The sequence below is a fragment of the Ornithinimicrobium humiphilum genome (genome assembly GCF_006716885.1).
In the GTDB taxonomy this organism is placed as follows: domain Bacteria; phylum Actinomycetota; class Actinomycetes; order Actinomycetales; family Dermatophilaceae; genus Ornithinicoccus; species Ornithinicoccus humiphilus.
The window spans coordinates 2,317,484-2,341,795 of sequence record NZ_VFPU01000001.1 but is presented as its reverse complement, the minus strand read 5'-3'; the positions used below and the strand labels follow the sequence as shown (position 1 = coordinate 2,341,795).

General features: G+C 73.7%; 27 protein-coding genes and 2 tRNA genes. 20 read left to right on the top strand and 9 right to left on the bottom strand.

The features are described 5' to 3' along the window. Window positions 1–5: 5 nt before the first annotated feature. The 6 genes from FB476_RS11025 (at window position 6) to FB476_RS11000 (ending at window position 5,684) form a co-directional block, all read left to right on the top strand. Window positions 6–332 carry a VanZ family protein gene (locus tag FB476_RS11025; RefSeq protein WP_141818792.1) on the top strand — a complete coding sequence of 109 codons (327 nt, stop codon included), beginning with the start codon at window positions 6–8 and terminating at the stop codon, window positions 330–332. 19 nt (window positions 333–351) lie between these two features. Next, complete coding sequence (locus FB476_RS11020; RefSeq protein ID WP_141818791.1) at window positions 352–912, top strand: YqgE/AlgH family protein; 561 nt, start codon at window positions 352–354, stop codon at window positions 910–912. A 65-nt stretch (window positions 913–977) separates the two neighbouring features. Next, window positions 978–1,319, top strand: a complete 342-nt coding sequence (locus FB476_RS11015) for a DUF3039 domain-containing protein (protein ID WP_141820206.1) — start codon at window positions 978–980, stop codon at window positions 1,317–1,319. 102 nt (window positions 1,320–1,421) lie between these two features. Further along, a complete protein-coding gene (locus tag FB476_RS11010) occupies window positions 1,422–3,173 on the top strand; it encodes a DEAD/DEAH box helicase (protein ID WP_141818790.1) in 1,752 nt (583 codons plus the stop codon). 95 nt (window positions 3,174–3,268) lie between these two features. Next, on the top strand, window positions 3,269–3,940 hold the full coding sequence (locus tag FB476_RS11005; protein WP_141818789.1) for an IclR family transcriptional regulator: 672 nt from the start codon (window positions 3,269–3,271) through the stop codon (window positions 3,938–3,940). A gap of 58 nt (window positions 3,941–3,998) precedes the next feature. Next, window positions 3,999–5,684: an ABC1 kinase family protein gene (locus FB476_RS11000; RefSeq protein ID WP_170233601.1), complete on the top strand. Its 1,686-nt coding sequence runs from the start codon at window positions 3,999–4,001 to the stop codon at window positions 5,682–5,684. Here the strand turns inward: FB476_RS11000 and FB476_RS10995 are convergent. After that, complete coding sequence (locus FB476_RS10995; RefSeq protein ID WP_141818788.1) at window positions 5,667–6,152, bottom strand: Lrp/AsnC family transcriptional regulator; 486 nt, start codon at window positions 6,150–6,152, stop codon at window positions 5,667–5,669. The genes FB476_RS11000 and FB476_RS10995 overlap by 18 nt on opposite strands. A 109-nt stretch (window positions 6,153–6,261) precedes the next feature. Here FB476_RS10995 and hppD point away from each other — a divergent pair, with 109 nt between their 5' ends. Both hppD and FB476_RS16990 read left to right on the top strand, forming a co-directional pair. Then, the gene (hppD, locus tag FB476_RS10990) at window positions 6,262–7,482 is read left to right on the top strand and encodes a 4-hydroxyphenylpyruvate dioxygenase (RefSeq protein ID WP_141818787.1); all 1,221 of its coding nucleotides are present in this window, start codon (window positions 6,262–6,264) and stop codon (window positions 7,480–7,482) included. 95 nt (window positions 7,483–7,577) lie between these two features. Then, window positions 7,578–8,423, top strand: coding sequence for an RDD family protein (locus FB476_RS16990; RefSeq protein ID WP_141818786.1), 846 nt, complete (start codon window positions 7,578–7,580; stop codon window positions 8,421–8,423). Between the two features lie 88 nt (window positions 8,424–8,511). Here the strand turns inward: FB476_RS16990 and fahA are convergent, their stop codons facing one another. After that, the gene (fahA, locus tag FB476_RS10980; protein ID WP_141818785.1) at window positions 8,512–9,723 is read right to left on the bottom strand and encodes a fumarylacetoacetase; all 1,212 of its coding nucleotides are present in this window, start codon (window positions 9,721–9,723) and stop codon (window positions 8,512–8,514) included. A gap of 52 nt (window positions 9,724–9,775) precedes the next feature. After that, the gene (locus FB476_RS10975; protein ID WP_141818784.1) at window positions 9,776–10,678 is read right to left on the bottom strand and encodes a hypothetical protein; all 903 of its coding nucleotides are present in this window, start codon (window positions 10,676–10,678) and stop codon (window positions 9,776–9,778) included. Between the two features lie 122 nt (window positions 10,679–10,800). Between FB476_RS10975 and FB476_RS10970 the strand changes: the two genes are divergently transcribed. After that, window positions 10,801–12,108, top strand: a complete 1,308-nt coding sequence (locus tag FB476_RS10970; protein ID WP_141818783.1) for a homogentisate 1,2-dioxygenase — start codon at window positions 10,801–10,803, stop codon at window positions 12,106–12,108. A gap of 4 nt (window positions 12,109–12,112) precedes the next feature. On the opposite strand, the gene FB476_RS10965 is transcribed toward FB476_RS10970, so the two are convergent. Then, window positions 12,113–13,414: a nicotinate phosphoribosyltransferase gene (locus tag FB476_RS10965; protein WP_141818782.1), complete on the bottom strand. Its 1,302-nt coding sequence runs from the start codon at window positions 13,412–13,414 to the stop codon at window positions 12,113–12,115. A 114-nt stretch (window positions 13,415–13,528) separates the two neighbouring features. Here FB476_RS10965 and clpS point away from each other — a divergent pair, with 114 nt between their 5' ends. From clpS to FB476_RS10930, 7 genes are all read left to right on the top strand, one after another. Then, window positions 13,529–13,786 (top strand): ATP-dependent Clp protease adapter ClpS, encoded by a 258-nt coding sequence (gene clpS, locus FB476_RS10960; protein WP_238329765.1) that lies wholly within the window; start codon window positions 13,529–13,531, stop codon window positions 13,784–13,786. Further along, window positions 13,786–14,370, top strand: coding sequence for a DUF2017 family protein (locus FB476_RS10955; protein ID WP_141818780.1), 585 nt, complete (start codon window positions 13,786–13,788; stop codon window positions 14,368–14,370). The genes clpS and FB476_RS10955 overlap by 1 nt, the downstream gene beginning before the upstream one ends. Before the next feature lie 37 nt (window positions 14,371–14,407). Next, window positions 14,408–15,967 (top strand): glutamate--tRNA ligase, encoded by a 1,560-nt coding sequence (gltX, locus tag FB476_RS10950; RefSeq protein ID WP_141818779.1) that lies wholly within the window; start codon window positions 14,408–14,410, stop codon window positions 15,965–15,967. 3 nt (window positions 15,968–15,970) lie between these two features. Next, window positions 15,971–16,834: an HAD family hydrolase gene (locus FB476_RS10945; RefSeq protein ID WP_141818778.1), complete on the top strand. Its 864-nt coding sequence runs from the start codon at window positions 15,971–15,973 to the stop codon at window positions 16,832–16,834. A gap of 49 nt (window positions 16,835–16,883) precedes the next feature. Further along, a tRNA-Gln gene (locus FB476_RS10940) sits at window positions 16,884–16,955 on the top strand. 97 nt (window positions 16,956–17,052) lie between these two features. Then, a tRNA-Glu gene (locus FB476_RS10935) sits at window positions 17,053–17,125 on the top strand. Between the two features lie 157 nt (window positions 17,126–17,282). After that, window positions 17,283–18,017: an HU family DNA-binding protein gene (locus FB476_RS10930; protein ID WP_238329672.1), complete on the top strand. Its 735-nt coding sequence runs from the start codon at window positions 17,283–17,285 to the stop codon at window positions 18,015–18,017. A 135-nt stretch (window positions 18,018–18,152) separates the two neighbouring features. On the opposite strand, the gene FB476_RS10920 is transcribed toward FB476_RS10930, so the two are convergent. Both FB476_RS10920 and cofC read right to left on the bottom strand, forming a co-directional pair. Further along, window positions 18,153–18,386 carry a hypothetical protein gene (locus tag FB476_RS10920; protein WP_141818777.1) on the bottom strand — a complete coding sequence of 78 codons (234 nt, stop codon included), beginning with the start codon at window positions 18,384–18,386 and terminating at the stop codon, window positions 18,153–18,155. A gap of 9 nt (window positions 18,387–18,395) precedes the next feature. Continuing rightward, the gene (gene cofC, locus FB476_RS10915; RefSeq protein ID WP_202876962.1) at window positions 18,396–19,088 is read right to left on the bottom strand and encodes a 2-phospho-L-lactate guanylyltransferase; all 693 of its coding nucleotides are present in this window, start codon (window positions 19,086–19,088) and stop codon (window positions 18,396–18,398) included. A gap of 38 nt (window positions 19,089–19,126) precedes the next feature. Between cofC and FB476_RS10910 the strand changes: the two genes are divergently transcribed. The 3 genes from FB476_RS10910 to FB476_RS10900 all read left to right on the top strand — a co-directional run bounded on the left by FB476_RS10910 (window position 19,127) and on the right by FB476_RS10900 (window position 22,128). Next, window positions 19,127–19,894, top strand: coding sequence for a lysophospholipid acyltransferase family protein (locus FB476_RS10910; RefSeq protein WP_141818776.1), 768 nt, complete (start codon window positions 19,127–19,129; stop codon window positions 19,892–19,894). Beyond that, window positions 19,891–20,892 (top strand): NAD(P)H-dependent glycerol-3-phosphate dehydrogenase, encoded by a 1,002-nt coding sequence (locus FB476_RS10905; RefSeq protein ID WP_141818775.1) that lies wholly within the window; start codon window positions 19,891–19,893, stop codon window positions 20,890–20,892. The genes FB476_RS10910 and FB476_RS10905 overlap by 4 nt, the downstream gene beginning before the upstream one ends. 102 nt (window positions 20,893–20,994) lie before the next feature. Beyond that, on the top strand, window positions 20,995–22,128 hold the full coding sequence (locus tag FB476_RS10900) for a D-alanine--D-alanine ligase family protein (protein ID WP_141818774.1): 1,134 nt from the start codon (window positions 20,995–20,997) through the stop codon (window positions 22,126–22,128). A gap of 33 nt (window positions 22,129–22,161) precedes the next feature. Here FB476_RS10900 and FB476_RS10895 read toward each other — a convergent pair whose 3' ends face one another. Both FB476_RS10895 and FB476_RS10890 read right to left on the bottom strand, forming a co-directional pair. Beyond that, entirely contained in the window at window positions 22,162–22,584 is a 423-nt protein-coding gene (locus FB476_RS10895; RefSeq protein ID WP_238329671.1) for a DUF3515 family protein, read from the bottom strand. Window positions 22,585–22,616: 32 nt separating this feature from the next. Next, window positions 22,617–22,850, bottom strand: coding sequence for an Lrp/AsnC ligand binding domain-containing protein (locus tag FB476_RS10890; protein ID WP_141818772.1), 234 nt, complete (start codon window positions 22,848–22,850; stop codon window positions 22,617–22,619). Window positions 22,851–22,933: 83 nt separating this feature from the next. On the opposite strand from FB476_RS10890, the gene thiL reads away from it, so the two are divergent. After that, window positions 22,934–23,944 carry a thiamine-phosphate kinase gene (gene thiL, locus FB476_RS10885; protein ID WP_141818771.1) on the top strand — a complete coding sequence of 337 codons (1,011 nt, stop codon included), beginning with the start codon at window positions 22,934–22,936 and terminating at the stop codon, window positions 23,942–23,944. A 110-nt stretch (window positions 23,945–24,054) separates the two neighbouring features. Here the strand turns inward: thiL and rpmB are convergent, their stop codons facing one another. Further along, the gene (gene rpmB / locus FB476_RS10880; protein WP_141818770.1) at window positions 24,055–24,240 is read right to left on the bottom strand and encodes a 50S ribosomal protein L28; all 186 of its coding nucleotides are present in this window, start codon (window positions 24,238–24,240) and stop codon (window positions 24,055–24,057) included. Window positions 24,241–24,312: the final 72 nt, after the last annotated feature.

Below are 24,312 nucleotides of genomic sequence, written 5' to 3'. Positions count from 1 at the left end.
GCCAGGTGCTCCTGGTCGCGGCGCTGGCGCTGCAGGTCGCCGGGCTCTACGCCCCGACGGTGCCGGGCCCCGACACCGGGCTGCCCGGCCTGGACAAGGTCGGCCACCTCCTGATGTTCGCGGCGCCGGCGGCCCTGGCCACCCTCCTCGGGGCCAGGTGGGTCCTGGTCGCCCTCGTCGTGCACGCGCTCGTCAGCGAGCCGCTCCAGGGCTGGGTGGCGCCGCAGCGCGAGGCCGACCCGCTGGACGCGGTGGCCGACCTGCTCGGGATCGCCGCCGGCGTGGCGCTTGCCCGCGCGCTGCGGCGACGGTCGGCCATCATGGAGGGATGAGGGCGCCGCGGGAGGGACGATGGACGACAGCGTGACGGGGCAGCTGCTGGTCGCGACCCCGCTGACGGGTGACGTCTTCCGGCGCACCGTGGTGCTCGTCCTGCACCATGACGAGGACGGTGCCCACGGGCTGGTCCTCAACCGCCCGCTCGACGCCACCGTCGACGTGGTGCTGCCGGAGTGGCAGGAGTTCGTCACCGCCCCCGGCGTGCTCTTCCAGGGCGGGCCGGTCGGCACCGACACGGCGATGGGGCTCGTGAGCGTGCCCGGGCACGACGTCACCGACCCGCCGTTGGGCACCTCCCTGCTCTTCGGCGGCATCGGCCTGGTCGACCTCGACGCCCCGGCTCCGCTGGTGGTCCCCGAGATCGCCGGCTTCCGGATCTTCGTCGGCTACTCCGGATGGAGCGCGGGGCAGCTGGACTCCGAGATCGCCCAGGGCGCCTGGTACGTCGTGGACCGTGAGCCCCGCGACCCCTTCTCGGAGCACCCGGAGGGCCTGTGGCGCGAGGTGCTGCTGCGGCAGCGCAACAGCCTGTCGTTCGTCACCACCGCGACCGACCACCCCGAGCTCAACTGAGCTCGGTCCGGTCCCGGGCCGTCAGGGGCGTGCCGCTCTACACTGAGGGCATGTCGACCGTCCGCATGTCCGACCAGCCGCTCGACGCGCCCGAGGCCCCGAGCGCCCCGCAGACCCAGACCGCGCTGCTGGAGCGGACCGACACCCGCGTCGAGCCCGACCTGTCCGAGCCGGGCGACCACGAGCGCTTCTCGCACTACGTGCGCAAGGAGAAGATCCTCGAGAGCGCGATGACCGGCAACCCCGTCATCGCCCTCTGCGGCAAGGTGTGGGTGCCCGGCCGCGACCCGGAGAAGTTCCCGGTCTGCCCCATGTGCAAGGAGATCTACGAGGGCCTGCGCGACCCGCAGGACGGTGGCGACGGGGGCTCCGGCTCCGGCGGCGGATCGGGCTCCGACGGCTCCTGACGGGGGTCGTGGCGACACGCCATAGCACGCCCCGAGGGGGTGCTCCGGTGCGTCGGGAGTCCGGGTGAGTCGCCCGAGAAGGGCACCTACACTGGACCGGCCATGTCGACCTCCGCCGCCTCCCATCTCCCTCCCGCCTATCCCGGACGCGCCGCGTGGGGCACCGCCCGCAAGCTGCGGGCCTGGCAGGCCGCCGCGCTCGAGCGCTACCTCGCCGAGCGGCCCCGCGACTTCCTCGCGGTCGCGACGCCGGGGGCCGGCAAGACCACCTTCGCCCTCCGGGTCGCCACCGAGCTGCTCGACCGCGGCGAGGTGCAGCGGGTGACGATCGTGGCCCCCACCGAGCACCTCAAGGTGCAGTGGGCCGAGGCCGCCGCCAAGGTCGGCATCCGCATCGACCCGCGCTTCGTCAACGCCCAGGGCAGGCACGGCCGCGACTTCGACGGCATCGCCGTGACCTACGCCGGGGTGGCGAGCAAGCCGCTGCTCCACCGGGCCCGCACCGAGGCCGCCCGCACCCTCGTCATCCTCGACGAGGTGCACCACGGCGGTGACGCGCTCTCGTGGGGCGACGCGATCCGGGAGGCCTTCGAGCCGGCCACCCGCCGCCTGTCGCTGACCGGCACGCCGTTCCGCTCGGACACCGCGGCGATCCCGTTCGTGCGCTACGAGATGGACGCCGAGGGCGTGTTCCGCTCCTCGGCCGACTACACCTACGGCTATGCCGACGCCCTGCGCGACGGGGTCGTGCGTCCGGTCCTCTTCCTCTCCTACGGCGGCACCATGCGGTGGCGCACCAAGGTCGGCGACGAGCTCGAGGCGCGGCTGGGGGAGCCGCTGACCAAGGACCTCACCAAGCAGGCCTGGCGCACCGCGCTCGACCCCGCCGGTGACTGGGTGCCGTCCGTGCTCCGCGCCGCCGACAAGCGCCTCTCGGAGGTGCGCCGCCACGTCGAGGACGCCGGCGGGCTGGTCATCGCCAGCGACCAGGCCTCGGCCCGCGCCTACGCCAAGCAGCTGCACGAGATCAGCGGCGAGCGTCCCACCGTCGTCCTCTCCGACGACTCCGGCGCCTCGGCGCGCATCGAGGAGTTCGCCGAGGGCACCTCGCGCTGGATGGTCGCGGTCCGGATGGTCTCCGAGGGCGTCGACGTGCCCCGCCTCTGCGTCGGTGTCTACGCCACCTCCACCTCGACCCCGCTCTTCTTCGCCCAGGCCGTCGGCCGCTTCGTGCGGGCCCGCCGCCGTGGCGAGACCGCCTCGGTCTTCCTCCCCAACGTGCCGATGCTGCTGGGCCACGCCGGCTCGATGGAGCAGGAGCGCGACCACGCGCTCAACAAGCGCAGCACCGACGACGAGGACGCCCTGTGGTCGGAGGAGGAGGGCCTGCTCGCCGCCGCCAACGCGACCGAGTCGGCCTCCGGCGAGCTCGAGGGCAGCTTCGAGGCGCTGCACTCGGCCGCGGAGTTCGACCACGTGCTCTTCGACGCCGAGCAGTTCGGCCTCGGCGGCCTGCCCGGGTCGGAGGACGAGGAGGACTTCCTGGGCCTGCCCGGCCTCCTCGAGCCCGACCAGGTCGCCACTCTCCTGCGCGAGCGCCAGAAGAAGCAGGTCGGGCGTGGCGGCGGCCGGCAGCGTGCCGAGGCCGTCTCGGCGCACCGGGCCCTGGCCGAGCAGCGCAAGGAGCTCAACAAGCTCGTCTCCGCCTACGCGCAGAAGACCAACCAGCCGCACGCGATCGTCCACGCCGAGCTGCGCCGCACCTGCGGTGGTCCCGAGCTCGCCACCGCCTCCACCGAGCAGGTGCAGGCCCGCATCGAGCGCATCCGCAACTGGTTCGTCGGGCGTCGCTGACGACCCGGGCGGGTCGCCCCGCCTGACCGGCCGCGACGGCCCGCCGCGCGGGCACGGCATACCCCGGGCTCGGCGCGGATGAGATGCTGCGGGGCATGCCCGACCCCCAGGAACCCCGGCCCGAGACCGCGCAGACGCTCGACCGCGGCCTGCAGGTGCTTCTCGAGCTCGGCCGGCCCGGGGGAGTGGGCGGGCTGACCGTGAGCGAGCTGGCGACCCGCCTCGGTGTGGGGCGCTCCGTGGTCTACCGACTGGTCGCGACCCTCGAGGCGAGGAGCTTCGTCAGCCGCGGCGACGACGGGCGGGTGCGGCTCGGCCTCGGCGTCGCCCGGCTGCAGTATGCGGTGCGTCCGGTCCTCGTCGAGGTCGCCCGCCCCGTGCTGCAGGAGCTCGCCGACCAGGCCGGGGCGACCGCCCACCTGACCCTCGCCGAGGGCGACCAGGCGGTGGCCCTGCTCGTCACCGAGCCGACCTGGACCGACTTCCACGTCGCCTACCGCGTCGGCAGCCGCCACCCCCTCGAGCGCGGTGCGGCCGGGCGGGCGATCCTCGCGGGCCGACGGGGGGACGTGGACCGCCCGGCCACCACCACCGGCGAGCTGCAGCTGGGCGCCCACGGTGTGGCCGCGGCCGTCCCCGACGTGCCCGGCCTGGAGGCCTCGGTCGGGGTCGTCACCATGGGGCCTCCGCCGCCCGTCGAGGAGCTCGTCCTCGCCGCCGCCCGGCGCCTGTCGAGACACCTCACGGGCGGCCCGACCGACGGGTAGGGTGACGCGCGAACGCCGCCGTGCACCCCGCCGGGGCGACCCGACGACGGAGGCCCGCGTGTCCCAGGCATCCGGCTCGCTGAGCCGCTACGCCGACCTGGTCCGGCTGCTGATCCGCTACGGCCGGTCCGACCTCGTGACCGGCAGCGGCCTGGCCGGCGTCGAGGTGGGCACGGCCGCGGCGGCCCCGGGCGACCCGGTCACCGCGGAGGCCTTCGCGGCCGACCTGGAGCGGATGGGTCCGACCTGGATCAAGCTCGGCCAGCTGCTCTCGACGCGCCACGACCTGCTGCCGGCCGCCTACACCGAGGCGCTCTCCCGGCTGCAGGACCGCGTGGAGCCCTTCGACGGCGACGAGGCCGTGGCGGTCGTCGAGGCCGAGCTGGGGGCGCAGCTGCGCCACCTCTTCGAAGAGTTCGACCGCGAGCCCCTCGCCGCCGCCTCGCTCGGCCAGGTGCACCGGGCCCGCACCCGCAGCGGCAAGGACGTCGTCGTCAAGGTCCAGCGCCCCGGCGTGCAGGAGGCGGTGGCGCAGGACCTGGCCGTGCTGACCCGCCTCGCGACCACCGCCGACCGGCGCACCGAGCTGGGCCGCACCTTCGGCGCGGCCGACCTGCTCCAGCAGTTCAAGCGGTCGCTGCTGGGAGAGCTCGACTACGTGCAGGAGGCGCGCAACCTCGTCACCTTCGGCGAGCTCACGGCCGACCACGAGCACCTCTTCGTGCCGCAGCCGTTGGCCGACTACACGACCGCGCGCGTGCTGACGATGGACTACGTCCCGGGCCGCAAGGTGACCTCGATCGGCAACCTCGGCATGCTCTCGGTCGACGGCGAGGCGATCGCCGAGGACCTCTTCGCCGCCTACCTGCGGATGATCCTCGACGAGGGGGTGCTGCACGCCGACCCGCACCCGGGCAACATGATCCTCACCGACGACGGCCGCCTGGCGCTGCTCGACCTCGGCATGGTCGCGACGGTGCCGCGCCGGGTGCAGGACCAGGTCCTCAAGCTGCTGCTGGCCGTCTCCGACGGTGACGGCGGGGAGGCGGCGCGGGTGCTCGCCGACATGGGTCATCCCCTGGAGGACTTCGACGCCGCCCACTTCCGCGACGACGTCAGCCACCTGGTCTCCTCCTCGGTGGCCGCCGGGGCCCGGCTCGACACCGGCGGGGTGATGGTCGAGCTGTCCCGGCTCTCCGGTGCCCACGGCCTGCGGCCGCCGCCGGAGATGGCGATGATCGGCAAGGCGCTGCTCAACCTCGACCAGGCGACCCTGCACCTCGACCCCGGCTTCGACCCCTCGGAGGCGGTGCGGGCCAACCTCGACCAGCTGATGCGCAGCAGCATGCGGACCAGCCCCGGCTCGGTGCTGGCCGCGGCCATGGAGGCCAAGGACTTCGCCGCCCAGCTGCCGCGCCGGGCCAACAGGCTGCTCGACGCCCTCGACGACGGGCGGCTCACGCTGCGCGTGGACGCCTTCGACGAGGAGCGGCTGCTCCGGGTGCTCCAGCACCTCGCCACCCGGCTGGTCGCCGGGATCGTGCTCTCCGCCGTCATCCTCGGCGCGGCGCTGACGATGCGGGTCGAGAGCGACGTGACCCTGCTGGGCTATCCGGCGATCGCCACGATCTTCTTCCTCGTCGCGGCCGTCGGCGGCCTGGCCCTGGTCGTCTCGGTCCTCGTCACCGACCGCCGCGACGCGCGGCGACGTGCCGAGCGTCCGGGGTCACCGACCGGCCGCTGAGGCGGCGGGCTCCACCAGCGGCATCGTCCGGAACGGGATCGGTGTCGACAGGCAGATGACGGTCGAGGAGCGTGCGACGAGCGGATGCCCGTCGATGAGGTCGATGACCCGCTGCAGGTCGCCGTTGTCCCGGGCGACGAGACGGATCATGACGTCCCCGGAGCCGGTGATCGTGTGCGCCTCCAGCACCTCGGGGATGGTGCGCAGGTGGTCCATGACCTGCCCGTCCCGGGTGCCCTGACGGATCTCCAGGGTCGAGAACGCCATCACCGGATAGCCCAGGCCCGCCGGGTCGACCTGGGGCGCGAAGCTGCGGATGGCGCCCCGACGCACCAGCTTGTCCAGCCGGCTCTGCACGGTGCCCCGGGCGACGCCCAGGGCGCGCGAGGCACCGAGCACGCCGACGTGCGGGTCCTCCTCGAGCAGGCGCAGGAGTCGGGCGTCGAGCTCGTCGATGGCGCTGGGCATGGTCACAGTGTGCAGTATGGACCCCTGTGGGCAGGACAGTCTGTGCAGTCTGACCATCGTGTCGGGCTCGGCTTGCACGCTGTGGCCAGGACCGCGAACCTTCCCTGTTATGACCGACATCGATGTCCGTTTGACCGACCAGGAGCGTGAGGCCGAGCTCGAGCTCGACCAGCTCAAGCAGCTCGTCGGGCTGGTGCCCTACGACGAGACCACCGACGTCTTCCCGGTGACCGGCTGGGACGCCATCCACTTCGTCGTGGGCAACGCCACCCAGACCGCCCACTTCTACGAGTCCGCCTTCGGGATGCAGCTCATCGGCTACTCCGGCCCGGAGACCGGCAACCGTGACCACAAGGCCTTCGTCCTGAAGTCCGGCTCCATCCGCTTCGTGATCAAGGGCGGCGTCGACCCGGACAGCCCGCTGCACGACCACGTCCGCCGCCACGGCGACGGCGTCACCGACATCTCCCTCGAGGTGCCCGACGTCGACCGCTGCATCGCCCACGCCCGCTCCATCGGCGCCACCATCCTGGAGGAGCCGCACGACCTGACCGACGAGCACGGCACCGTCCGCGTCGCCGCCATCGCCACCTACGGCGAGACCCGCCACACCCTCGTGCAGCGCAAGGGCGAGGGCATCGACTACACCGGCCCCTACCTGCCCGGCTACGTCGAGCGCACCTCGACCTACGTCAAGCGGGAGGGCGAGCCCAAGCGCCTCTTCCAGGCCCTGGACCACATCGTCGGCAACGTCGAGCTCGGCAAGATGGACGAGTGGGTGACCTTCTACAACAAGGTCATGGGCTTCGTGAACATGGCCGAGTTCATCGGTGACGACATCGCCACCGACTACTCCGCGCTCATGTCCAAGGTCGTCGCCAACGGCAACCACCGCGTGAAGTTCCCGCTCAACGAGCCGGCGATCGCCAAGAAGAAGTCGCAGATCGACGAGTACCTCGAGTTCTACCGCGGCCCGGGCGCCCAGCACCTGGCGCTGGCGACCAACGACATCATCTCCACGGTCGACCACATGCGCGCCAACGGCATCGAGTTCCTCGAGACCCCGGACTCCTACTACGAGGACCCCGAGCTGCGCGCCCGCATCGGCAACGTCCGCGCACCGATCGAGGAGCTGCAGAAGCGCGGCATCCTCGTCGACCGCGACGAGGACGGCTACCTGCTGCAGATCTTCACGCGACCGGTGCAGGACCGCCCGACCGTCTTCTTCGAGCTCATCGAGCGGCACGGCTCGCTCGGCTTCGGCAAGGGCAACTTCAAGGCCCTCTTCGAGGCGATCGAGCGCGAGCAGGAGCGTCGCGGCAACCTCTGATCCGTCCCACCAGGCCCGCCCCGATCCGCGTCCGGGGGCGACACCGACCCGGAGGGTGTGACCGGCGCCCCGCGCCGTCGTGGGACAGTTCTCCCATGACTCAGCAAGCAGGGTGGTACGACGACCCGCAGAACCCGGACAACCTCCGCTACTGGGACGGCGTGCAGTGGACCGACCACACCAGTCCCAAGCAGAAGCCCAACCTGGAGCAGGCGGGGCGGGCGATCGCCGCCGAGGACGGCTGGGGCACCGCGCCGGGCGCCCAGCAGGGCCAGGGTCAGCAGGGCTACGGCCAGCAGGGGTATGGCCAGCAGGGCGGCTACGGCGGCCAGGGCTACGGCTACGGCCAGCAGCCCGGCGGTGCCCAGCCGCCCTACCAGGGCCAGTGGCAGCCGATGCCCGGCGCCGGGCAGCAGCTCGCCGCCGGCCGGCCCACCACGCCGGACGGCCAGCCGCTGGCCGGCTGGTGGCACCGCGTGGGCGCACGCCTCATCGACGGCCTCCTCATCGCGATCGTCGGGTCCATCGTGGCCAACGTCGTGGTGCCGGGGGTGTGGGGCGACTACGTCGACTGGTTCATGGAGGCGGCCGACCCCGCGACGGCGGGCGCGGCGACCAACCTCGACCCGCCGGCCGACCTGCTGGCCCGGATCTCCACCTGGTCCCTCGTCGTGGCCGCCGTCGGCATGGTCTACGAGATCGTGATGGTCACCCTGGCCGGTGGCACGCTGGGCAAGCTGGCCCTCGGGCTGCGGGTCCGGCTGCGCGAGCAGGCCGGCAAGATCGGGTGGGGCAGCTCGATCCTCCGGGCCCTCGTCTACCAGGTCTGCGGCCTGTTCACGCCCGTCGCGGTCCTCAACGTGCTGTGGCCGCTGTGGGACGCCAAGCGCCAGGCGCTGCACGACAAGGTGGCCCGCACCAACGTCGTCCGCGTGCGCTGACGCAGACCCCCTGACGACAGCAGCAGAGCCCCGGCCGTTCCGAACGACCGGGGCCTCTGCCGTGCCCGCGGGCCCGCCGCGACCTCTCTCAGCGGGCGGGGAGGATGGTGCCGCTCACCTCGGCCAGGCCGACGACGGTCCCGTCCGGGCCGGGTGCGGTGGCGGTGATCGTGACGGTGTCGCCGTCCTCGAGGAAGGTGCGGGTGCTGCCGTCAGGCAGCGCCAGCGGCTGGCTGCCCGACCAGGTCAGCTCGAGCAGGCTGCCCCGGGTGGCGGGGTCGTCGCCGGAGACGGTGCCGGAGGCGAAGAGGTCGCCGCTGGACAGCGCGGCGCCGTTGACCGTCAGGTGGGCGAGCATCTGGGCGGGGGACCAGTACATCGACCGGTAGGGCGGTCGTGAGACGACAGTGCCGTTGAGCCGGACCTCCATCGTGATGTCGAGGCCGAAGAGCCCGGGCCCGGAGCCGCGCAGGTAGGGCAGCGGCTCGGGCTGCTGCTCGCCCAGCGGCACGCGGGCCGCCTCGAGGGCGGCCATCGGGGTGATCCAGGCGGCGAGGGAGGACGCGAACGACTTGCCGAGGAAGGGTCCGAGGGGGACGTACTCCCAGGCCTGGATGTCGCGGGCGGACCAGTCGTTGAAGAGGGCGACGCCGAAGAGGTGGTCGGCCGCGTCGTCGACGTCGACACGGGTGCCGACCAGGGTGCTTCGGCCGACGACGAAGCCGAGCTCGGCCTCGATGTCGAGGCGCACGCTGGGGCCGAAGACCGGGGCGGGGTCCTCCTTGCCCTTGCGCTGGCCGGTGGGGCGCACGACGTCGGTGCCGCTGACGACGACGGTGGAGGAGCGGCCGTGGTAGCCGATCGGCAGGTGCTTCCAGTTGGGGGTCAGCGGCTCGCCGTCGGGGCGGAAGATCCGGCCGACGTTGGTGGCGTGGTGCTCGCTGGCGTAGAAGTCGACGTAGTCGCGCACCTGCAGCGGGAGGTGCGCGTGGACGGTGTCCAGCGGGTGCAGGTGGGCGGCCATCGCCCCGCGCCGCGCCGGGTCGGACAGCCCGTCCTGCAGCCAGGTGCGCACGTCGGCCCAGGCCTGCGGCCCCAGCTCGAGGAAGGCGTTGAGCGTCGGGGTGCCCAGGGTCTGCGCCCACGGGGTGTCGGCCGAGGCGGCGCGCAGGTCGAGGGCGTGGTCGCCGACGCGGACGGCCAGGCGCACGTCGTCGTCACCCTGGGTGCTGATCGCGCCGTAGGGCAGGTGGTGCAGGCCGAACGGGTGGTCGGCGGGCAGGTCGAGGGGTCCGGTCACGGGGGGCTCCTTCGCGGTGGGGTGTGGTGCGCGCCGGGAGGCGGCGCCGGGGTCAGGGGGCGAGCAGGCCGAGGTCGACGAGCTCGCCGACGGGGTCGAGCACGCCGCAGCAGCCGAAGGACCGGAAACGGGCCCGCAGCCGGGCCACCGCCCGCTCGTCCAGGCCGCGCACGAGGGCGGCCAGGGCGGGCGCGTCGCGCAGCTCGAGGGTCGCCTCGAGATCGCGCAGCGTCGCGCCGCCCTCGAGGTGGTGCACGGCGACGAGGACGTTGAGCAGCCCGTGCTGGGGCTCGCTGCCGCCACCGGCGACCGGCTCGTCGTGGGCGACGACGTGGTGCAGGCCGCCGGTGAGCTTCAGGGGCAGGGCGCGCTCCCGGGCGGCCGTGAGGAACTCCGCGAGCTCCCGCGGCGTGGGCACCGGCGCGGCCGGGGTCGACTGGGTGCGCAGCTTGGCCAGCACCTCGACCGACCCGCCGCCCGCAGCCGCGGCCACCGCGTCGAGCGCGGCGTGGTGCACCGCCCCGTCCCGGGGGACCTCGACGGCGACCGGGACGCCCAGCTCGAGCGCACGGCGCCAGGAGCCGGCGTCGTCGTGCGCGAGCTCGACCGAGGCCACCCGCAGGGCGGGGGTGCCGCGCAGGACGTCCACGGCCTCGACCAGGTCCTCCACCGGGGTGCCCGGGCGGGCGATGACGCCCACCTCCACCGTTCCGGGGTAGGCCGTGCCGGCCGTCTCCGTGTCACGCCCGGGCGGAGACGCCGCCGCGACCGCGGCCAGCGCGCGTGCCGCGGACGCCCCGATCAGCAGCGGGCCGACGACGTCGCCGTAGGGGCCGGAGCGCAGCCGCAGGTGCTCGGCCCAGGCCACCTCGACCGGGGCGTTGCCGGGCGGGAAGACCGCCGCGTCGTCCACGAGCCGGTCGAAGAGCGACCGCGGCGCCGGAGTCGTTGACATGGCTGGCACCGTACTGCATGGTGACGAACGAGAGGACGCAGGTGTCCGCATAGCGGACGCCCAGACAGGCCTCGCCCGACCCGCACCCACCACCTCGCCCGAGCCACCCGAACGGAGCGCCCATGGCCCACTACCGCAACGTCGGTTTCGTCCCGCCCAAGCGGCACACCCAGCACCGCGACGAGCAGGGCCGGCTCTACTACGAGGAGCTCATGGGGGAGGAGGGCTTCTCCTCCGACTCCTCGCTGCTCTACCACCGCAACATCCCCTCGGCGATCGCCGGGGCCCGGGCCTGGGACCTCGGTGACATGTCGACCGTGCCCAACCACCCGTTGCTGCCGCGCCACCTGAGGCTGCACGACCTCTTCGTCGAGTCGCGGGCCGAGGACGGCACCCCGGTGCTGCAGCAGGGCGTCGACGTCGTCACCGGCCGCCGGCTCGTGCTCGGCAACGGCGACGTGCGGCTCCTCTACGTGGTCGCCGACACCCCGAGCCCCTACTACCGCAACGGCATCGGCGACGAGTGCGTCTACGTGGAGCGTGGCGGTGCCCGGGTCGAGACCGTCTTCGGCGCCTTCGAGGTGGCCCAGGGCGACTACCTCGTGATCCCGCGCGCGACCACCCACCGCTGGATCCCGCGGGTCGAGGGCGACGAGGACTACACCGAGCCGCTGCGCGCCTACGTCATCGAGGCCAACAGCCACATCACCCCGCCGAAGCGCTACCTGTCCCGCTTCGGCCAGCTGCTCGAGCACGCGCCCTACTGCGAGCGCGACCTGCGCGGCCCGGAGGGCCCGCTGCTGGCCGAGGACCTGGGCGCCGACCGGGACGAGCACACCGAGGTCTACATCAAGCACCGCGGCAGCGGGCCGCAGAGCACCGGCGGCATGGTCGGGACGATCTACACCTACCCCTACCACCCGTTCGACGTCGTCGGCTGGGACGGCTGCCTCTACCCCTACGCCTTCAACATCCGCGACTACGAGCCCATCACCGGCCGGGTCCACCAGCCGCCGCCCGTGCACCAGGTCTTCGAGGGCTACAACTTCGTGGTCTGCAACTTCGTGCCGCGAAAGGTCGACTACCACCCGCTGGCGATCCCGGTGCCCTACTACCACTCCAACGTCGACTCCGACGAGATCATGTTCTACGTCGACGGCGACTACGAGGCGCGCAAGGGCTCGGGCATCGGTAAGGGCTCGATCTCGGTGCACCCCGGCGGCCACGCCCACGGCCCCCAGCCCGGCGCCATGGAGGCCTCCCTCGGCGTCGAGTACTTCGACGAGACGGCCGTCATGGTCGACACCTTCCGCCCGCTCGAGCTCGGCGAGGCCGGCCGCGCCGTCGACGACGGGGTGTACGCCGCGTCCTGGAACCGCGGCCTGCCCGGTCGCGACGCGGGGGAGGGCGAGGTGTTCTCGACGACCTGAGCCGTCAGCTCCAGTCGGACAGGTAGGTGGTGGGCAGCGCGGGCTCGCCGTGCGAGAGTCGCAGGGCCCGGCGCGGCAGCTCCGCGCGCGCCATCGCGTGGTGCTCGCGGGCGGTGGCCGCGTCGGTGGGCACCACGACCTCGCCGCGCTCGACGAGCCGGACCATGAGCTCGCGGTCGTCGCCGTCGTCCTGGGGCCGCTCGTCGATGCCGACGATCTCGGCCCGGGCGACGCCGTCGGGGCCGCGGCGGCGCAGCCCGAACTTGCGACCCGCCACCGAGGTCTTGTCCTTGCTGGCCTTGGCCACCCCCTCCATCGCGCCCGAGTCGCCCTGGCGGCTCACGAGCTTGTAGACCAGGCCCGCCGCCGGGTGGCCGGAGCCGGTGACCACGCTGGTGCCGACGCCGTAGACGTCGACGGGCGCGGCCTGGAGCGCGGCGATCGCGTGCTCGTCGAGGTCGGAGGTGACGACGATGCGCGTGGACGTGGCGCCGAGGGCGTCCAGCTGGGCCCGCACCTCGTGGGCCTGCTCGACGAGGTCGCCGGAGTCGATGCGGACCGCGCCCAGCTCCGGCCCGGCGAGCTCGACGGCCAGCTCGACCGCGGCCGTCACGTCGTAGGTGTCGACGAGCAGGGTCGTGCCCAGGCCCAGGCTGGCCAGCTGGTTGGCGAAGGCGTCGCGCTCGTCGTCGTGCAGGAGGGTGTAGGAGTGGGCCGCCGTGCCCGCGGTGGGTATGCCGTGCCGGCGCCCGGCCTCGAGGTTGGAGGTCGAGCCGAAGCCCGCGACGTAGGCGGCCCGCGCGGCGGCGACGGCGGACCCCTCGTGGGTGCGGCGGGAGCCCATCTCGATGCACGGCCGGTCTCCGGCGGCGGCGGTCATCCGAGAGGCGGCGGAGGCGACGGCCGAGTCGTGGTTGAGGACGGAGAGCGCGAGGGTCTCCAGGACGACGCCCTCGGCGAAGGTGGACTCGACCACGAGGAGCGGCGAGCCGGGGAAGTAGACCTCGCCCTCGGCATACCCCCAGATGTCTCCGGTGAAGCGGTAGTCGGCCAGCCAGTCGAGGGTGCGCTCGTCGACGATCCGGTGCTCGCGCAGGAAGGCGAGCTCGTCCTCGCCGAAGCGGAAGTCACGCAGCGCCTCGAGGAACCGTCCCGTGCCCGCGAGCACGCCGTAGCGGCGACCGTCGGGCAGCCTGCGGGCGAAGGTCTCGAAGACGCAGGGCCGGTCGGCGTGGCCGCTGCGCAGCGCGGCCTGCACCATCGTCAGCTCGTAGTGGTCCGTCAGCAGGGCGGTGCTCGGGTTCACGGGCCCACCCTAGTTCGGCCCGCCTAGAGTGGGACCGTGCCCACCGACCCGCCGCAGCCGCCCGCTCCGCCCCCCGGTCCGTCGACGACGCCCGAGCGCGAGGGCAGCGTCGCCGTGCTCGACCGACCGGAGGCCGACACCCCCTGGGTGACGCTGGTGTGGAACGACCCGGTCAACCTCATGACCTACGTCACCTGGGTCTTCCAGACCCACTTCGGCTACCCGCGCGAGAAGGCCGAGGCGCTGATGATGGACGTGCACACCAAGGGCCGTGCCGTCGTCTCCACCGGCACCCGCGAGAAGTGCGAGGCCGACACCGAGGCGATGCACGGCTACGGCCTGTGGGCGACCTTCCAGAAGGCCGACGACTGATGGCCACCGCCTTCCGCCGCAGCGGCAACCGCCTGGTCGCCTCCTTCGACGAGGAGGAGATCGGCGTCGTGGCCCACGTGCTCGAGCTCACCCGCGCCTTCGTGGCGCCGGAACGTCCGGAGACCGGCGACCCCTTCCTCGACCTCGTCGCCGGGCTGGGGGACGAGATCGACCCGCAGGAGCCGAGCGACCCCGCGCTGGCCCGGCTGCTGCCGCCCGCCTCGCGCGAGGACCCCGAGCAGGCCGCCGAGTTCCGCCGGCTCACCGAGCACGGGCTGCGGTCGCGCAAGGCCGCCACGATCAGCACAGCGATCGCCGCGCTCGAGCAGGCCACCCCGCCGGCGCTGGAGATCGACCTCGACCAGGCCCGGGCGCTCGCCGTCGCCCTCACCGACGCCCGGCTCATCCTCGGCGAGCGGCTGGGGCTGCGCACCGACGAGGACTCCGAGCGCCTCCACGGCATCCTCGAGGCGGCCCTGGCGGGGGAGGAGGACCTCGACCCCGCGACCGTGCAGAAGATGGCCTACTACGACTTCCTCTCCTGGATGCAGGAGTCGGTCACCGCAGCGCTGCTCGACGGCTGAGTCGGCCGCGCGGCGGGCGGATAGGCTGGCCCGCATCATGACCACTCATCCCGCTCCTGCCGCCCGGTCGGCGACCGAGGACCACGAGGTCACCGGTGCCGACGTGCGCGTCCGCTTCTGCCCCAGCCCGACCGGCACCCCGCACGTGGGGATGGCCCGCACCGCCCTGTTCAACTGGGCCTTCGCCCGCCACCACGGCGGCACCCTGGTCTTCCGCATCGAGGACACCGACGCGGCCCGCGACAGCGAGGAGTCGGCCGAGCAGCTCGTCGACGCCCTCGACTGGCTGGGCCTGGACTACGACGAGGGCCCCGGCGTCGGCGGCCCCTACGGTCCCTACCGCCAGAGCGAGCGTCGCGAGACCTACGGCGACGTCGCGACCAGGCTGCTCGAGGCCGGCTTCGCCTACGAGTCGTTCTCGACCCCCGAGGAGGTCGAGGCCCGCCACCGCGCCGCCGGCCGCGACCCCAAGCTGGGCTACGACAACTTCGACCGCGACCTCACCGAGGAGCAGCGTGCGGCCTACCGGGCCGAGGGCCGCGAGCCCGTGCTGCGCCTGCGCATGCCCGACGAGGACATCACCTTCACCGACCTGGTCCGCGGCGAGGTGACCTTCCGCGCCGGCTCGGTGCCCGACTTCGTCATCGTGCGCGGCAACGGCCAGCCCCTCTACACGCTGGTCAACCCGGTCGACGACGCGATGATGCGCATCACGCACGTCATCCGCGGCGAGGACCTGCTGTCCTCCACCCCGCGCCAGATCGCGCTCTACCGCGCGCTGGTCGAGATCGGGGTCGCCGAGCGTGTGCCGGTCTTCGCCCACCTCCCGCTCGTGCTGGGGGAGGGCAGCAAGAAGCTCTCCAAGCGCGACCCGCAGTCCAACCTCTTCCTGCACCGCGAGCGCGGCTTCGTCCGCGAGGGCATGATCAACTACCTCGCGCTGCTCGGCTGGGCCATCGGCCCCGACCGCGACGTCTTCACGCCCCAGGAGCTCGTCGAGGCCTTCGACGTGCGCCAGGTCAACCCCAACCCCGCCCGCTGGGACCAGAAGAAGGCGGAGGCGATCAACGCCGACCACCTGCGGATGCTCAGCCTGCAGGAGTTCACCACCCGCCTGCTGCCGGTGCTGCGCGAGGCCGGCGTGCTCGGCCCGCAGAGCGACATGGGCGAGCTGGCCCGCCTCGAGGCCGTGGCCGAGCTCATCCAGACCCGCATCCAGGTGCTCTCGGAGGCCGTGCCGCTGGTCGCGCCCTTCTACGTGCGGGGCGAGGAGCTGCAGATCGCCGACGACGCCCGGGCGACCCTCAAGGAGGACGCCGGGGCGGTGCTCGACGCGGCCATCGCCGCCCTGGAGCCGCTCTCGGGCCGTTATCCGGAGCCGCTGGGCGGCGGGGTGGAGTGGACGACCGAGCGCATCGAGACCGCGCTGCGCGAGGCCCTGATCGACGGGCTGGGCCTCAAGCCCCGCTTCGCCTTCGGCCCGCTGCGCACGGCCGTCTCCGGCCAGCGCATCAGCCCGCCGCTCTTCGAGTCGATGGAGATCCTCGGCAAGCACGAGACCCTGGCCCGCCTGCGCAGGCTGCGCGCGGAGGTCTGACCGGTGGCGGCCCCCGCCACCGGTGCGCTGCGCTCCTGCCCGGCCTCCGGCCTGGCGACCCCGGCCGGTGGGCCCACGCCCGTGGCGCTCCCGGCCGGGCCCGTGCGCGGCCTGCTCCTCGACCTCGACGACACCCTGCTCGGCACCCGCGAGGCCATGGTGCGGGCCGGGGCGCAGGCCGCGGCGCGGCTCTGGCCCACCGCAGACCCCGGCCGCGTCGCCGAGGCGGGGAGCCGGTTCCGCGAGGACCCCGGAGGCTACTTCCGGGCCTACACGCGCGGCGAGCTCGACTTCGCGACCATGCGGGCCCTGCGACTGGCCGACCTCGCCCGCTGGCTGGGCGTCGAGCCCTCCGCCGACGACGCCCGCCGCTGGGAGCAGCTCTACGAGGAGGCCTTCGCCGGGGCGCTCCGGGCCTTCGACGACGCCGTGCCGGCGCTCGAGGCGGCCTGCCGGGCCGGGCTGGCCGTCGGCGTGCTCACCAACAGCTCCGAGCCCTACACCCGGCTCAAGCTCCGCGTGACCGGGCTGGACGGGGCGGTGGAGCGGTTGTCGCCCGTCGTCGTGACCAAGGACACCCTCGGGATCGGCAAGCCCGCGCCAGAGGTCTTCGCCCATGCCTGCTCCCTCCTGGGCCTGGAGCCGGAGGAGGTGGTCTACGTCGGGGACGAGCTCGACGTGGACGTCTGCGGGGCCCTGGCCGCCGGCCTGGGCGCCGCCTGGTTGCGCCGGACCGGCTACGACCGGGTCGAGACCGACGTCGAGCACGCCACCGGTCACGGCCTGGCGGCCTGCGGCACCCTGCTCGAGGTCGTCGAGATGCTCTCCCGGGGACCCGGATTTGGGTCCGAGGAAGGGTCAGGGTAAGGTTTCTCCTCGGTTCGCCGCCCTGGGAAACCAGAGCGGGGATACCCCTTGGGGTATGGTGTAATTGGCAGCACGACTGATTCTGGTTCAGTTAGTCTAGGTTCGAGTCCTGGTACCCCAGCGCGGAGGAACGACCGGTCGCCAGACCGGCCCGATTTCGCGGAGAACATACCGATCAGGTAAGGTTTCTCCCCGGCGCGGAAGCGCCGGAAACACACGGCCCCGTTGTGTAGTGGCCTAGCACGCCGCCCTCTCAAGGCGGTAGCGCGGGTTCGAATCCCGTCGGGGCTACGCCGTGACAAGACCCCCACCACGTACGTGGTGGGGGTCTTGTGCTGTTCCGGGCGGACTGCTGCGAGCGGGATCACTGCGCGTCGCCCCTCCCGCCGCCCTCGTCGGCGACGTAGCGTGGGGAGCGCACAGGGACGCCAACGAGGAGGACACGCCCGTGGTGAACAAGAACGACCTGGTGGAGGCGCTCGCGCCCCGCCTCGGGGGCAGGTCGGCCGCAGCGCTCGCGGTCGAGACGATCGTCGACGTGGTGCTGCGGGAGGTGGCGGCCGGCGAGTCGGTGACGATCACCGGCTTCGGCACCTTCGAGCCGGTGGAGCGGGCACCGCGCACCGGCCGCAACCCGCACACGGGCGAGCCCGTGCCCATCCCCGCCACCCGCACGCCCCGCTTCCGACCGAGCAGCTACTTCAAGGCCGTCGTCTCCGACCCCCTGCGCCTGCCCACCCACGGGCTCGCGGGCGTCCGGACCCACGCCGTCGAGGGCGACGGCAACGGCGCCGACCACTGGGGGGCCTCCACCGGCCGCGCAGGGGCACCGGCCTCGATCCGCCGCTCGGAGGCTCCCGCCCAGCCCGAGCCCGAGCCCGAGCGCGGGCCGAGCGAGCCGGAAGCGCCCGCGCCCCCGAGCCGCGGCGGGCAGCCGGCGACGGTGCGCGCCGAGCGGCCCGCACCGGAGGAGCCGCCGGCCGTCGAGCCCGCCCGCGACCCCAACCCGGCCGCCGGCCGCAGCATCGGCGGCGACCAGATCACCGCCGACATGATCAGCGCCAAGAAGGCCGCCCGGGCGCGTGCCGCCAGCCAGCAGGGTGGCGAGCCCGAGCCGGGCAAGAAGAAGAAAAAGAAGAAGAAGGGCAAGAAGGACGGCAAGAGCGCCAAGAAGGGCTCCTGACGACCTGGCACCGCCCCCTCAGCACGCCCTCCCCGGCATGGCATGGCAGGGCTACTTCCACGACTCCGAGAACAACGTCCTCGGCGTGCACCAGCCGGACCCAGAGGCACGCTGAGCGGGGGCTGTCGGGCCCGGCTAGCGGATGACCTCGCCGTCGCCCACGCCGACCATCCACAGCCGCGTGAGGCGGGCGTCGGGGTGCTCCGGGTCGGCCGGGTCCACCTCGACGCTGACGCGCTGACCCATGCGCAGGTGGCGCAGCCCGCTCGCCTCGAAGACCTCGGGGGCGAAGGGCACCAGGCGCCCGGTGTCGAGCAGGACGGAGCCGCTGCCCGTGGTCAGGTCGAAGGTGTGCACGGTGGCCTGCATGCCGTCACCCTATGCGCCGCGCGCGGTCGCGAGGAGGGTGTGCGGTCCCGCGCCCAGCGCCAGGACCGACCGCAGGTCCGCCGCGACGTCGACGTCACGGCGCAGCCGCGGCAGGTCGAGCTCCAGCCGCACCGCGCCGGCCGCCTCGTGCCGGGCCGCCGACCCCGGGCCGAAGCGCCCCTGCGGCGGGGCCGTGGTCGAGGTGAGCAGCACGGTCCCCGTGCCCTCTGCGTCGGGCACGACAGCGGCGCGGTGGCCGGCGCAGGCCGCGAGGGCCTGGTGCAGGTCCTCCGGTCGCAGCGCCGCCAGGTCGCCCAGCAGGGCCGCCCACCCGATCCTGCGGCCGCCGAGGTCTGGCTCGTCCCGCCAGCCCGCGGCCACCGCGGCGTCGAGCCCGTCGCCGGGGTCGGCGACGACGCGGGCGCCGAGACCGGAGGCCAGGGAGGCCACCACCTCGTCGGAGGTGACCACGGTCAACGACTCCGCGCCGACCGCCGCGCAGGCCGCCTCGACGGTGTCTGCCGCCACCGCGCGGGCGAGGTCGGCGCGTCGCAGCGGTGCGGGGGCCTCGAGACGGCTCTTGGCGAGCGAGGCGTCCTTGACCGGCACGACGAGGTGCCAGTACACCCCGCCGGGGCGGGTCGACGTGGTGCCGGCGGGAGCGGAGCCGGTGCCGGGGAACGGGTGCGGATCGCGGGTCACCACGGCATCCTCGCTCACCGCCCCCACCGGGTGACAAGATGACCCCCGTGAGTCGTCAGCCGATCAATGACCGGATCCCGTGGTCCTACAAGGCCGTGATCGCCACCCTGCGACCGGTGCTGATGGGGGTCACCCGCCGCAACTGGTCCGGCGCCGAGCACATCCCGCGCACCGGCGGCTTCATCGTGGCGAGCAACCACTACTCCGAGGTCGACCCGCTCATGCTGGCGCACTTCCTCGTCGACCAGGGCCGGCCGGCCTTCTTCCTGGCCAAGTCCTCCCTCTTCGAGGTGCCCGTCCTCGGCGCGGCGCTGCGCCATCTCGAGCAGGTGCCCGTCTACCGCGCCACCTCGCGAGCCCAGGACGCCCTCGTGGCGGCGCGCGAGGCGCTCGCGGAGGGCAAGCCGATCGCGATCATGCCCGAGGGCACCCTGACCCGTGACCCCGACCTGTGGCCGATGAAGGCCCGCCCCGGCGTCGGACGCCTCGCGCTGACCAGCCGCGCCCCCGTCGTCCCGATCGGCCAGTGGGGCGCCCAGGAGGTGCTCGGCCGCTATGCGCGCACGCCGGGCAACCTGCTCCGCCGCCCCGTCCAGCACGTCAAGGCCGGGCCGCCCGTGGACCTGTCCGACCTCTACGACCGTGCCGACGAGCCGCGGGCGCACGTCGAGGCGACCGCGCGCATCATGCGCGCGGTGACCGAGCTGGTCGGCGAGCTGCGCGGCGAGACCCCGCCCGCCGTGCCCTACGAGCTGGGGCCCGGCGAGATGGACCGCCGTCCGAAGCGGAAGAAGAGCCGCTCGTGACCCGGGCGGCCGTCTTCGGCGCCGGCAGCTGGGGCAGCGCCTTCGCCCAGGTCATGGCCGACGCCGGGGTCGAGCGCATCACCCTCTGGGCCCGGCGCGAGGAGGTCGCGCGGGCGATCGCCGACGACCACCGCAACCCCGACTACCTCGACGACGTCGTCCTGCCCGACGCCGTCACCGCCAGCACCGACCCGGCGGAGGTCACGCGCGAGGCGGACGTCGTCGTGCTCGCCGTGCCCTCCCAGACGCTGCGGTCCAACCTGGCCGAGTGGGGCTCCGTGCTGCCCCCTCACGCGCTCGTCGTCTCCCTCATGAAGGGCGTCGAGCTCGGCACCGGGTTGCGCATGAGCGAGGTCATCGAGGCCTCTGGCATCGAGCGGGAGCGCATCGTCGTCGTCTCCGGGCCCAACCTCAGCCGCGAGATCGCGGCCCGGCAGCCGGCCGCGAGCGTCGTGGCCTGCACCGACATCGACGGCGCCGAGCGGGTCGCCGCGATGACGGCGGCGCCCTACTTCCGCCCCTACACCCAGACCGACGTGGTGGGTGCCGAGATCGGCGGCGCCGTCAAGAACGTCATCGCGCTCGCGGTGGGTATGGCGGAGGGGCTCGGCTACGGCGACAACACCAAGTCCTCGCTCATCACGCGCGGCCTCGCCGAGGTGGCGCGCCTGGGACAGGCCCTGGGCGCCGACCCCGGCACGCTCATGGGGCTGGCCGGCGTCGGTGACCTCATCGCCACCTGCATGTCGCCGCTCTCCCGCAACCACCGTGTCGGGGTGGCGCTGGGCCAGGGCCGCACGATCGACGAGCTGCTCGCGCTGCCGCACCAGACGGCCGAGGGCGTGAAGTCGTGCCGCTCGGTCGTCGAGCTCGCCGCTCGCAACGGGGTCGACATGCCGATCTGCGAGGGCGTGACGGCCGTCGTCGACGGCAGGGTGACGCCCGAGCAGCTGACGGCCGGCTTCATGTCCCGGGCCCGCAAGCACGAGCTCGCCTGAGCACGGGTGTCGACCCCGGGCTCGGCTGGGCCGGAGCGGATCTCGGGGCGGCGCGGGGCGTCATACCCGTCCGGGGGCCAGGCCCGGTTAGGCTCGGGCGCGATGGACAGCCAGCCCGCGCCCGACCCCGCCCAGCGCCACCGCGTCGCCCTCGTCTTCGGAGGTCGCTCCGACGAGCACGCGATCTCGTGCGCCACCGCCGCGAGCGTGCTCCGCGCGATCGACCGTGACCGCTACGACGTGCTGCCGGTCGGCATCACCCGCAAGGGCCACTGGGTGCTCGTCGAGGACGATCCCGAGGCGCTGGAGATCCGCGACGGCCGGCTGCCCGAGGTGCCCGACACCGGGCGGCAGGTCATGATCCCGATGGGCGGCGTCGACCAGGTGCTGCGCGTCGTCGAGCCCGACGGGTCGACGGCCGAGCTGGGCGCCGTCGACGTGGTCTTCCCGCTGCTGCACGGCCCGTTCGGCGAGGACGGCACCCTGCAGGGGATGCTCGAGCTCGCCGACATCCGCTACGTCGGCTGCGGCGTGCTCGCCTCGGCGGCGATGATGGACAAGCACGTCATGAAGGTGCTCTTCGCCTCGGCCGGGCTGCCCGTCGGCCCCTACACGGTCGTCCAGGACGTGCAGTGGCGCCGCGACCGGGCGGCCTGCCTCGACGCCGCCAACGCGCTGCAGTTCCCCGTCTTCGTCAAGCCGGCCCGCGCCGGCTCGTCGGTGGGCGTCTACAAGGTCGACGCGCCCGAGGAGCTCGAGGCCGCGATCGACAAGGCCCGCGACCACGACCCCAAGGTGCTGGTCGAGCAGGGCATCGTCGGGCGCGAGATCGAGTGCGGCGTGCTCCAGGGCCGTGGCACCGAGCCGCCCCGCGTCTCCCAGCTCGGCGAGGTGGCCGTCGTCGCCGGGCACGACTTCTACGACTTCGAGGCCAAGTACCTCGACGAGGGCAACGTGCGCATCACCGCGCCGGCCGACGTCGACGAGGAGGTGCGCGAGAAGGTCGGCGAGCTGGCGCGGACCGCCTTCGAGGTGGGCGGCTGCGAGGGCCTGGCCCGCGTCGACTGCTTCGTCACCCCGGACGGCGAGGTGCTGATCAACGAGATCAACACGATGCCCGGCTTCACGCCCTTCTCGATGTACCCCCAGGTGTGGGCCGCCACCGGGGTCACCTACCCCGAGCTCATCGACGAGCTGGTGCAGCTGGCGCTCGAGCGCCCGCTCGGCCTGCGCTGAGCCGACGCGCGGGCGCCGCGGTCCGACAGTCGCTCAGTCCGTGACCGAGGAGCACTCGCCGAGCGACTGCTCGACCTGGCGCACGGCCTCGCCGAAGGCGGGCAGCCACAGCGGTGCGGTGTCGTAGGCGTCCGGCACGAGGACCTCGATCGCCGGAGTGCGCCCGTAGGTCGTGAACATCGTCCCGTCGTCCAGCTCGGTCGCCACCCAGTCGATCCCGTCGATGTCGATGCACGGGTCGGTCGTGGGCTCCGGCGGCAGCTTGCCGCAGCGGGCCACGATCGGCGGATCGCCCCAGGCGGCCACGCCCGTGGACTGCACCGCGGTGACCCGGGGCTCCAGCCCGCCGACCGTCGACGGCCAGTGCTCGGCCACGGCCCGGCAGGCGGGGGAGTCGGACAGGTCGAACGGGACGGCGCGCACGGCGTCGTCCCCGCACGCGGCGAGCAGCGCCACGGGCAGGAGGGCGAGCAGCGTGCGGGCGGTCCTCAGAACTCGACGACCGTGCACGTCGTGGTGCGGGTGATGTGCGGCACGGCCTGGACGCGGGCGATGACCTCGCGCCCCAGCCCCTGCACGGTCGGCGACTCCACGAGCGCGATGACGTCGTAGGGCCCGGCCACGTCCTCCGCCGAGATGACTCCCGGCAGCTCGCGGATGGCCCGGGTGACCTGCGCCGAGGCGCCGACCTCGGTCTGCACGAGGATGTAGGCCCGGATCACGTGGCACCTCCTGGTCGCTGGTGGTTCGCAGGCTACCGTGCTCGGGTCAGGACGGGCAGCAGGGAGCAGGCAGGAGGGTCGGGATGGTCGACGACGGTGCGACGCTGGGCGGGCGGGGCGAGCGCGGCGTGCTCGCGGAGGTCTTCGCCGCCTACGCCGGCCTGCCGACCGACGGCGTGCTCGTCGGCCCCGGTGACGACACCGGGCTGCTGGCCGTGCCCACCGGCCGCGTCCTGGCGACCACCGACACCGTGGTGCGCGACCGGGACTGGCGCGACGACTGGTCCACGGCCCAGGACGTCGGCGTCAAGGTCGTCACCCAGAACCTCGCCGACCTCGCCGCCATGGGTGGGCGGGGCACCGGCCTGCTCGTCGCGCTCGCCGCGCCGCCGTCGCTGCCGCTGGCCTGGGCCCGGGGTCTCGCCGAGGGCATCGGGTATGCCGCGGGGCTGGCCGGGGTGCCGGTGCTCGGCGGTGACCTGTCCTCCACCGCGGGCGACGCCGTTCTGGTCGCGGTGACCGCGCTGGGCGAGCTGGCCGACGGCGTAACGGCACCGGTGCTGCGGTCCGGGGCGTCCCCCGGCGACGTGCTGGCGGTCTCCGGGCCCCTGGGGCGCTCCGGTGCCGGCCTGGAGCTGCTGCTGGGCGGTGTGACGGAGGCGCGCGACGAACAGGAGCGTCGGCTGCTCGACCACCACCGCCGGCCGCTGACCGACCTGGCCCAGGGCCCGTCGGCCGCCCGGGCCGGGGCCACCGCGATGATCGACGTCTCGGACGGACTGGTGCGCGACGGCGACCGCGTCGCGCGGGCGAGCGGGGTCGCGCTGGTGCTCGACCCGGGGGCGGTCGACCGTCTCGCCGGCGAGCTGGTCCCGGCCCTGCCGCTCGACCGGGCACGTCGCCAGGTGCTGTCCGGGGGAGAGGAGCACGAGCTGCTCGCGACCTTCCCGGGGGACCGGTCGCTGCCGGAGGGGTGGAGGCGTCTGGGGCAGGTCCTGCCCGTCGGCAGCGACGGCGCGGACGCCCCCGGCGTCTGGCAGGACGGCGCACGGCTGGACCCCGCCACCGGTGGCTGGGACCACTTCGAGGGCTGACGGCAGACCCCGGCACCAGGTGGCCGGGGACGCACAAGAGCCGACGCGCACCCTGAGGTGCGGCCGGCTCGCGTGCTGGTCCCGCGCGGTGCGCGGGCGCCGTCGTCAGGTCAGCGGCTGACCTTGCCCGCCTTGAGGCAGGAGGTGCAGACGTTGAGACGCTTCGGGGTCGCACCCACCATGGCGCGGACGCGCTGGATGTTGGGGTTCCAGCGGCGCTTGGTGCGGCGGTGGGAGTGCGAGATGCTGTGACCGAAGCTCGGTCCCTTGCCGCAGACGTCGCAAGTGGCAGCCACGGTGTTCTCCTGGTGTCGGTCTGGTGCGATGGTCGATGTGCCCGGTTCCGGCGGACATCCGTCGCGACCGGT

Bases quoted from the DNA above. Each gene is read 5' to 3' on its own strand.
- FB476_RS11020 (WP_141818791.1), top strand. From the start codon at position 352: ATGGACGACAGCGTGACGGGGCAGCTGCTGGTCGCGACCCCGCTGACG.
- FB476_RS11015 (WP_141820206.1), top strand. From the start codon at position 978: ATGTCCGACCAGCCGCTCGACGCGCCCGAGGCCCCGAGCGCCCCGCAG.
- FB476_RS11010 (WP_141818790.1), top strand. From the start codon at position 1,422: ATGTCGACCTCCGCCGCCTCCCATCTCCCTCCCGCCTATCCCGGACGC.
- FB476_RS11005 (WP_141818789.1), top strand. From the start codon at position 3,269: ATGCCCGACCCCCAGGAACCCCGGCCCGAGACCGCGCAGACGCTCGAC.
- FB476_RS10995 (WP_141818788.1), bottom strand. From the start codon at position 6,152: ATGCCCAGCGCCATCGACGAGCTCGACGCCCGACTCCTGCGCCTGCTC.
- hppD (WP_141818787.1), top strand. From the start codon at position 6,262: ATGACCGACATCGATGTCCGTTTGACCGACCAGGAGCGTGAGGCCGAG.
- FB476_RS16990 (WP_141818786.1), top strand. From the start codon at position 7,578: ATGACTCAGCAAGCAGGGTGGTACGACGACCCGCAGAACCCGGACAAC.
- FB476_RS10975 (WP_141818784.1), bottom strand. From the start codon at position 10,678: ATGTCAACGACTCCGGCGCCGCGGTCGCTCTTCGACCGGCTCGTGGAC.
- FB476_RS10970 (WP_141818783.1), top strand. From the start codon at position 10,801: ATGGCCCACTACCGCAACGTCGGTTTCGTCCCGCCCAAGCGGCACACC.
- FB476_RS10955 (WP_141818780.1), top strand. From the start codon at position 13,786: ATGGCCACCGCCTTCCGCCGCAGCGGCAACCGCCTGGTCGCCTCCTTC.
- gltX (WP_141818779.1), top strand. From the start codon at position 14,408: ATGACCACTCATCCCGCTCCTGCCGCCCGGTCGGCGACCGAGGACCAC.
- FB476_RS10920 (WP_141818777.1), bottom strand. From the start codon at position 18,386: ATGCAGGCCACCGTGCACACCTTCGACCTGACCACGGGCAGCGGCTCC.
- FB476_RS10910 (WP_141818776.1), top strand. From the start codon at position 19,127: ATGACCCCCGTGAGTCGTCAGCCGATCAATGACCGGATCCCGTGGTCC.
- FB476_RS10900 (WP_141818774.1), top strand. From the start codon at position 20,995: ATGGACAGCCAGCCCGCGCCCGACCCCGCCCAGCGCCACCGCGTCGCC.
- thiL (WP_141818771.1), top strand. From the start codon at position 22,934: ATGGTCGACGACGGTGCGACGCTGGGCGGGCGGGGCGAGCGCGGCGTG.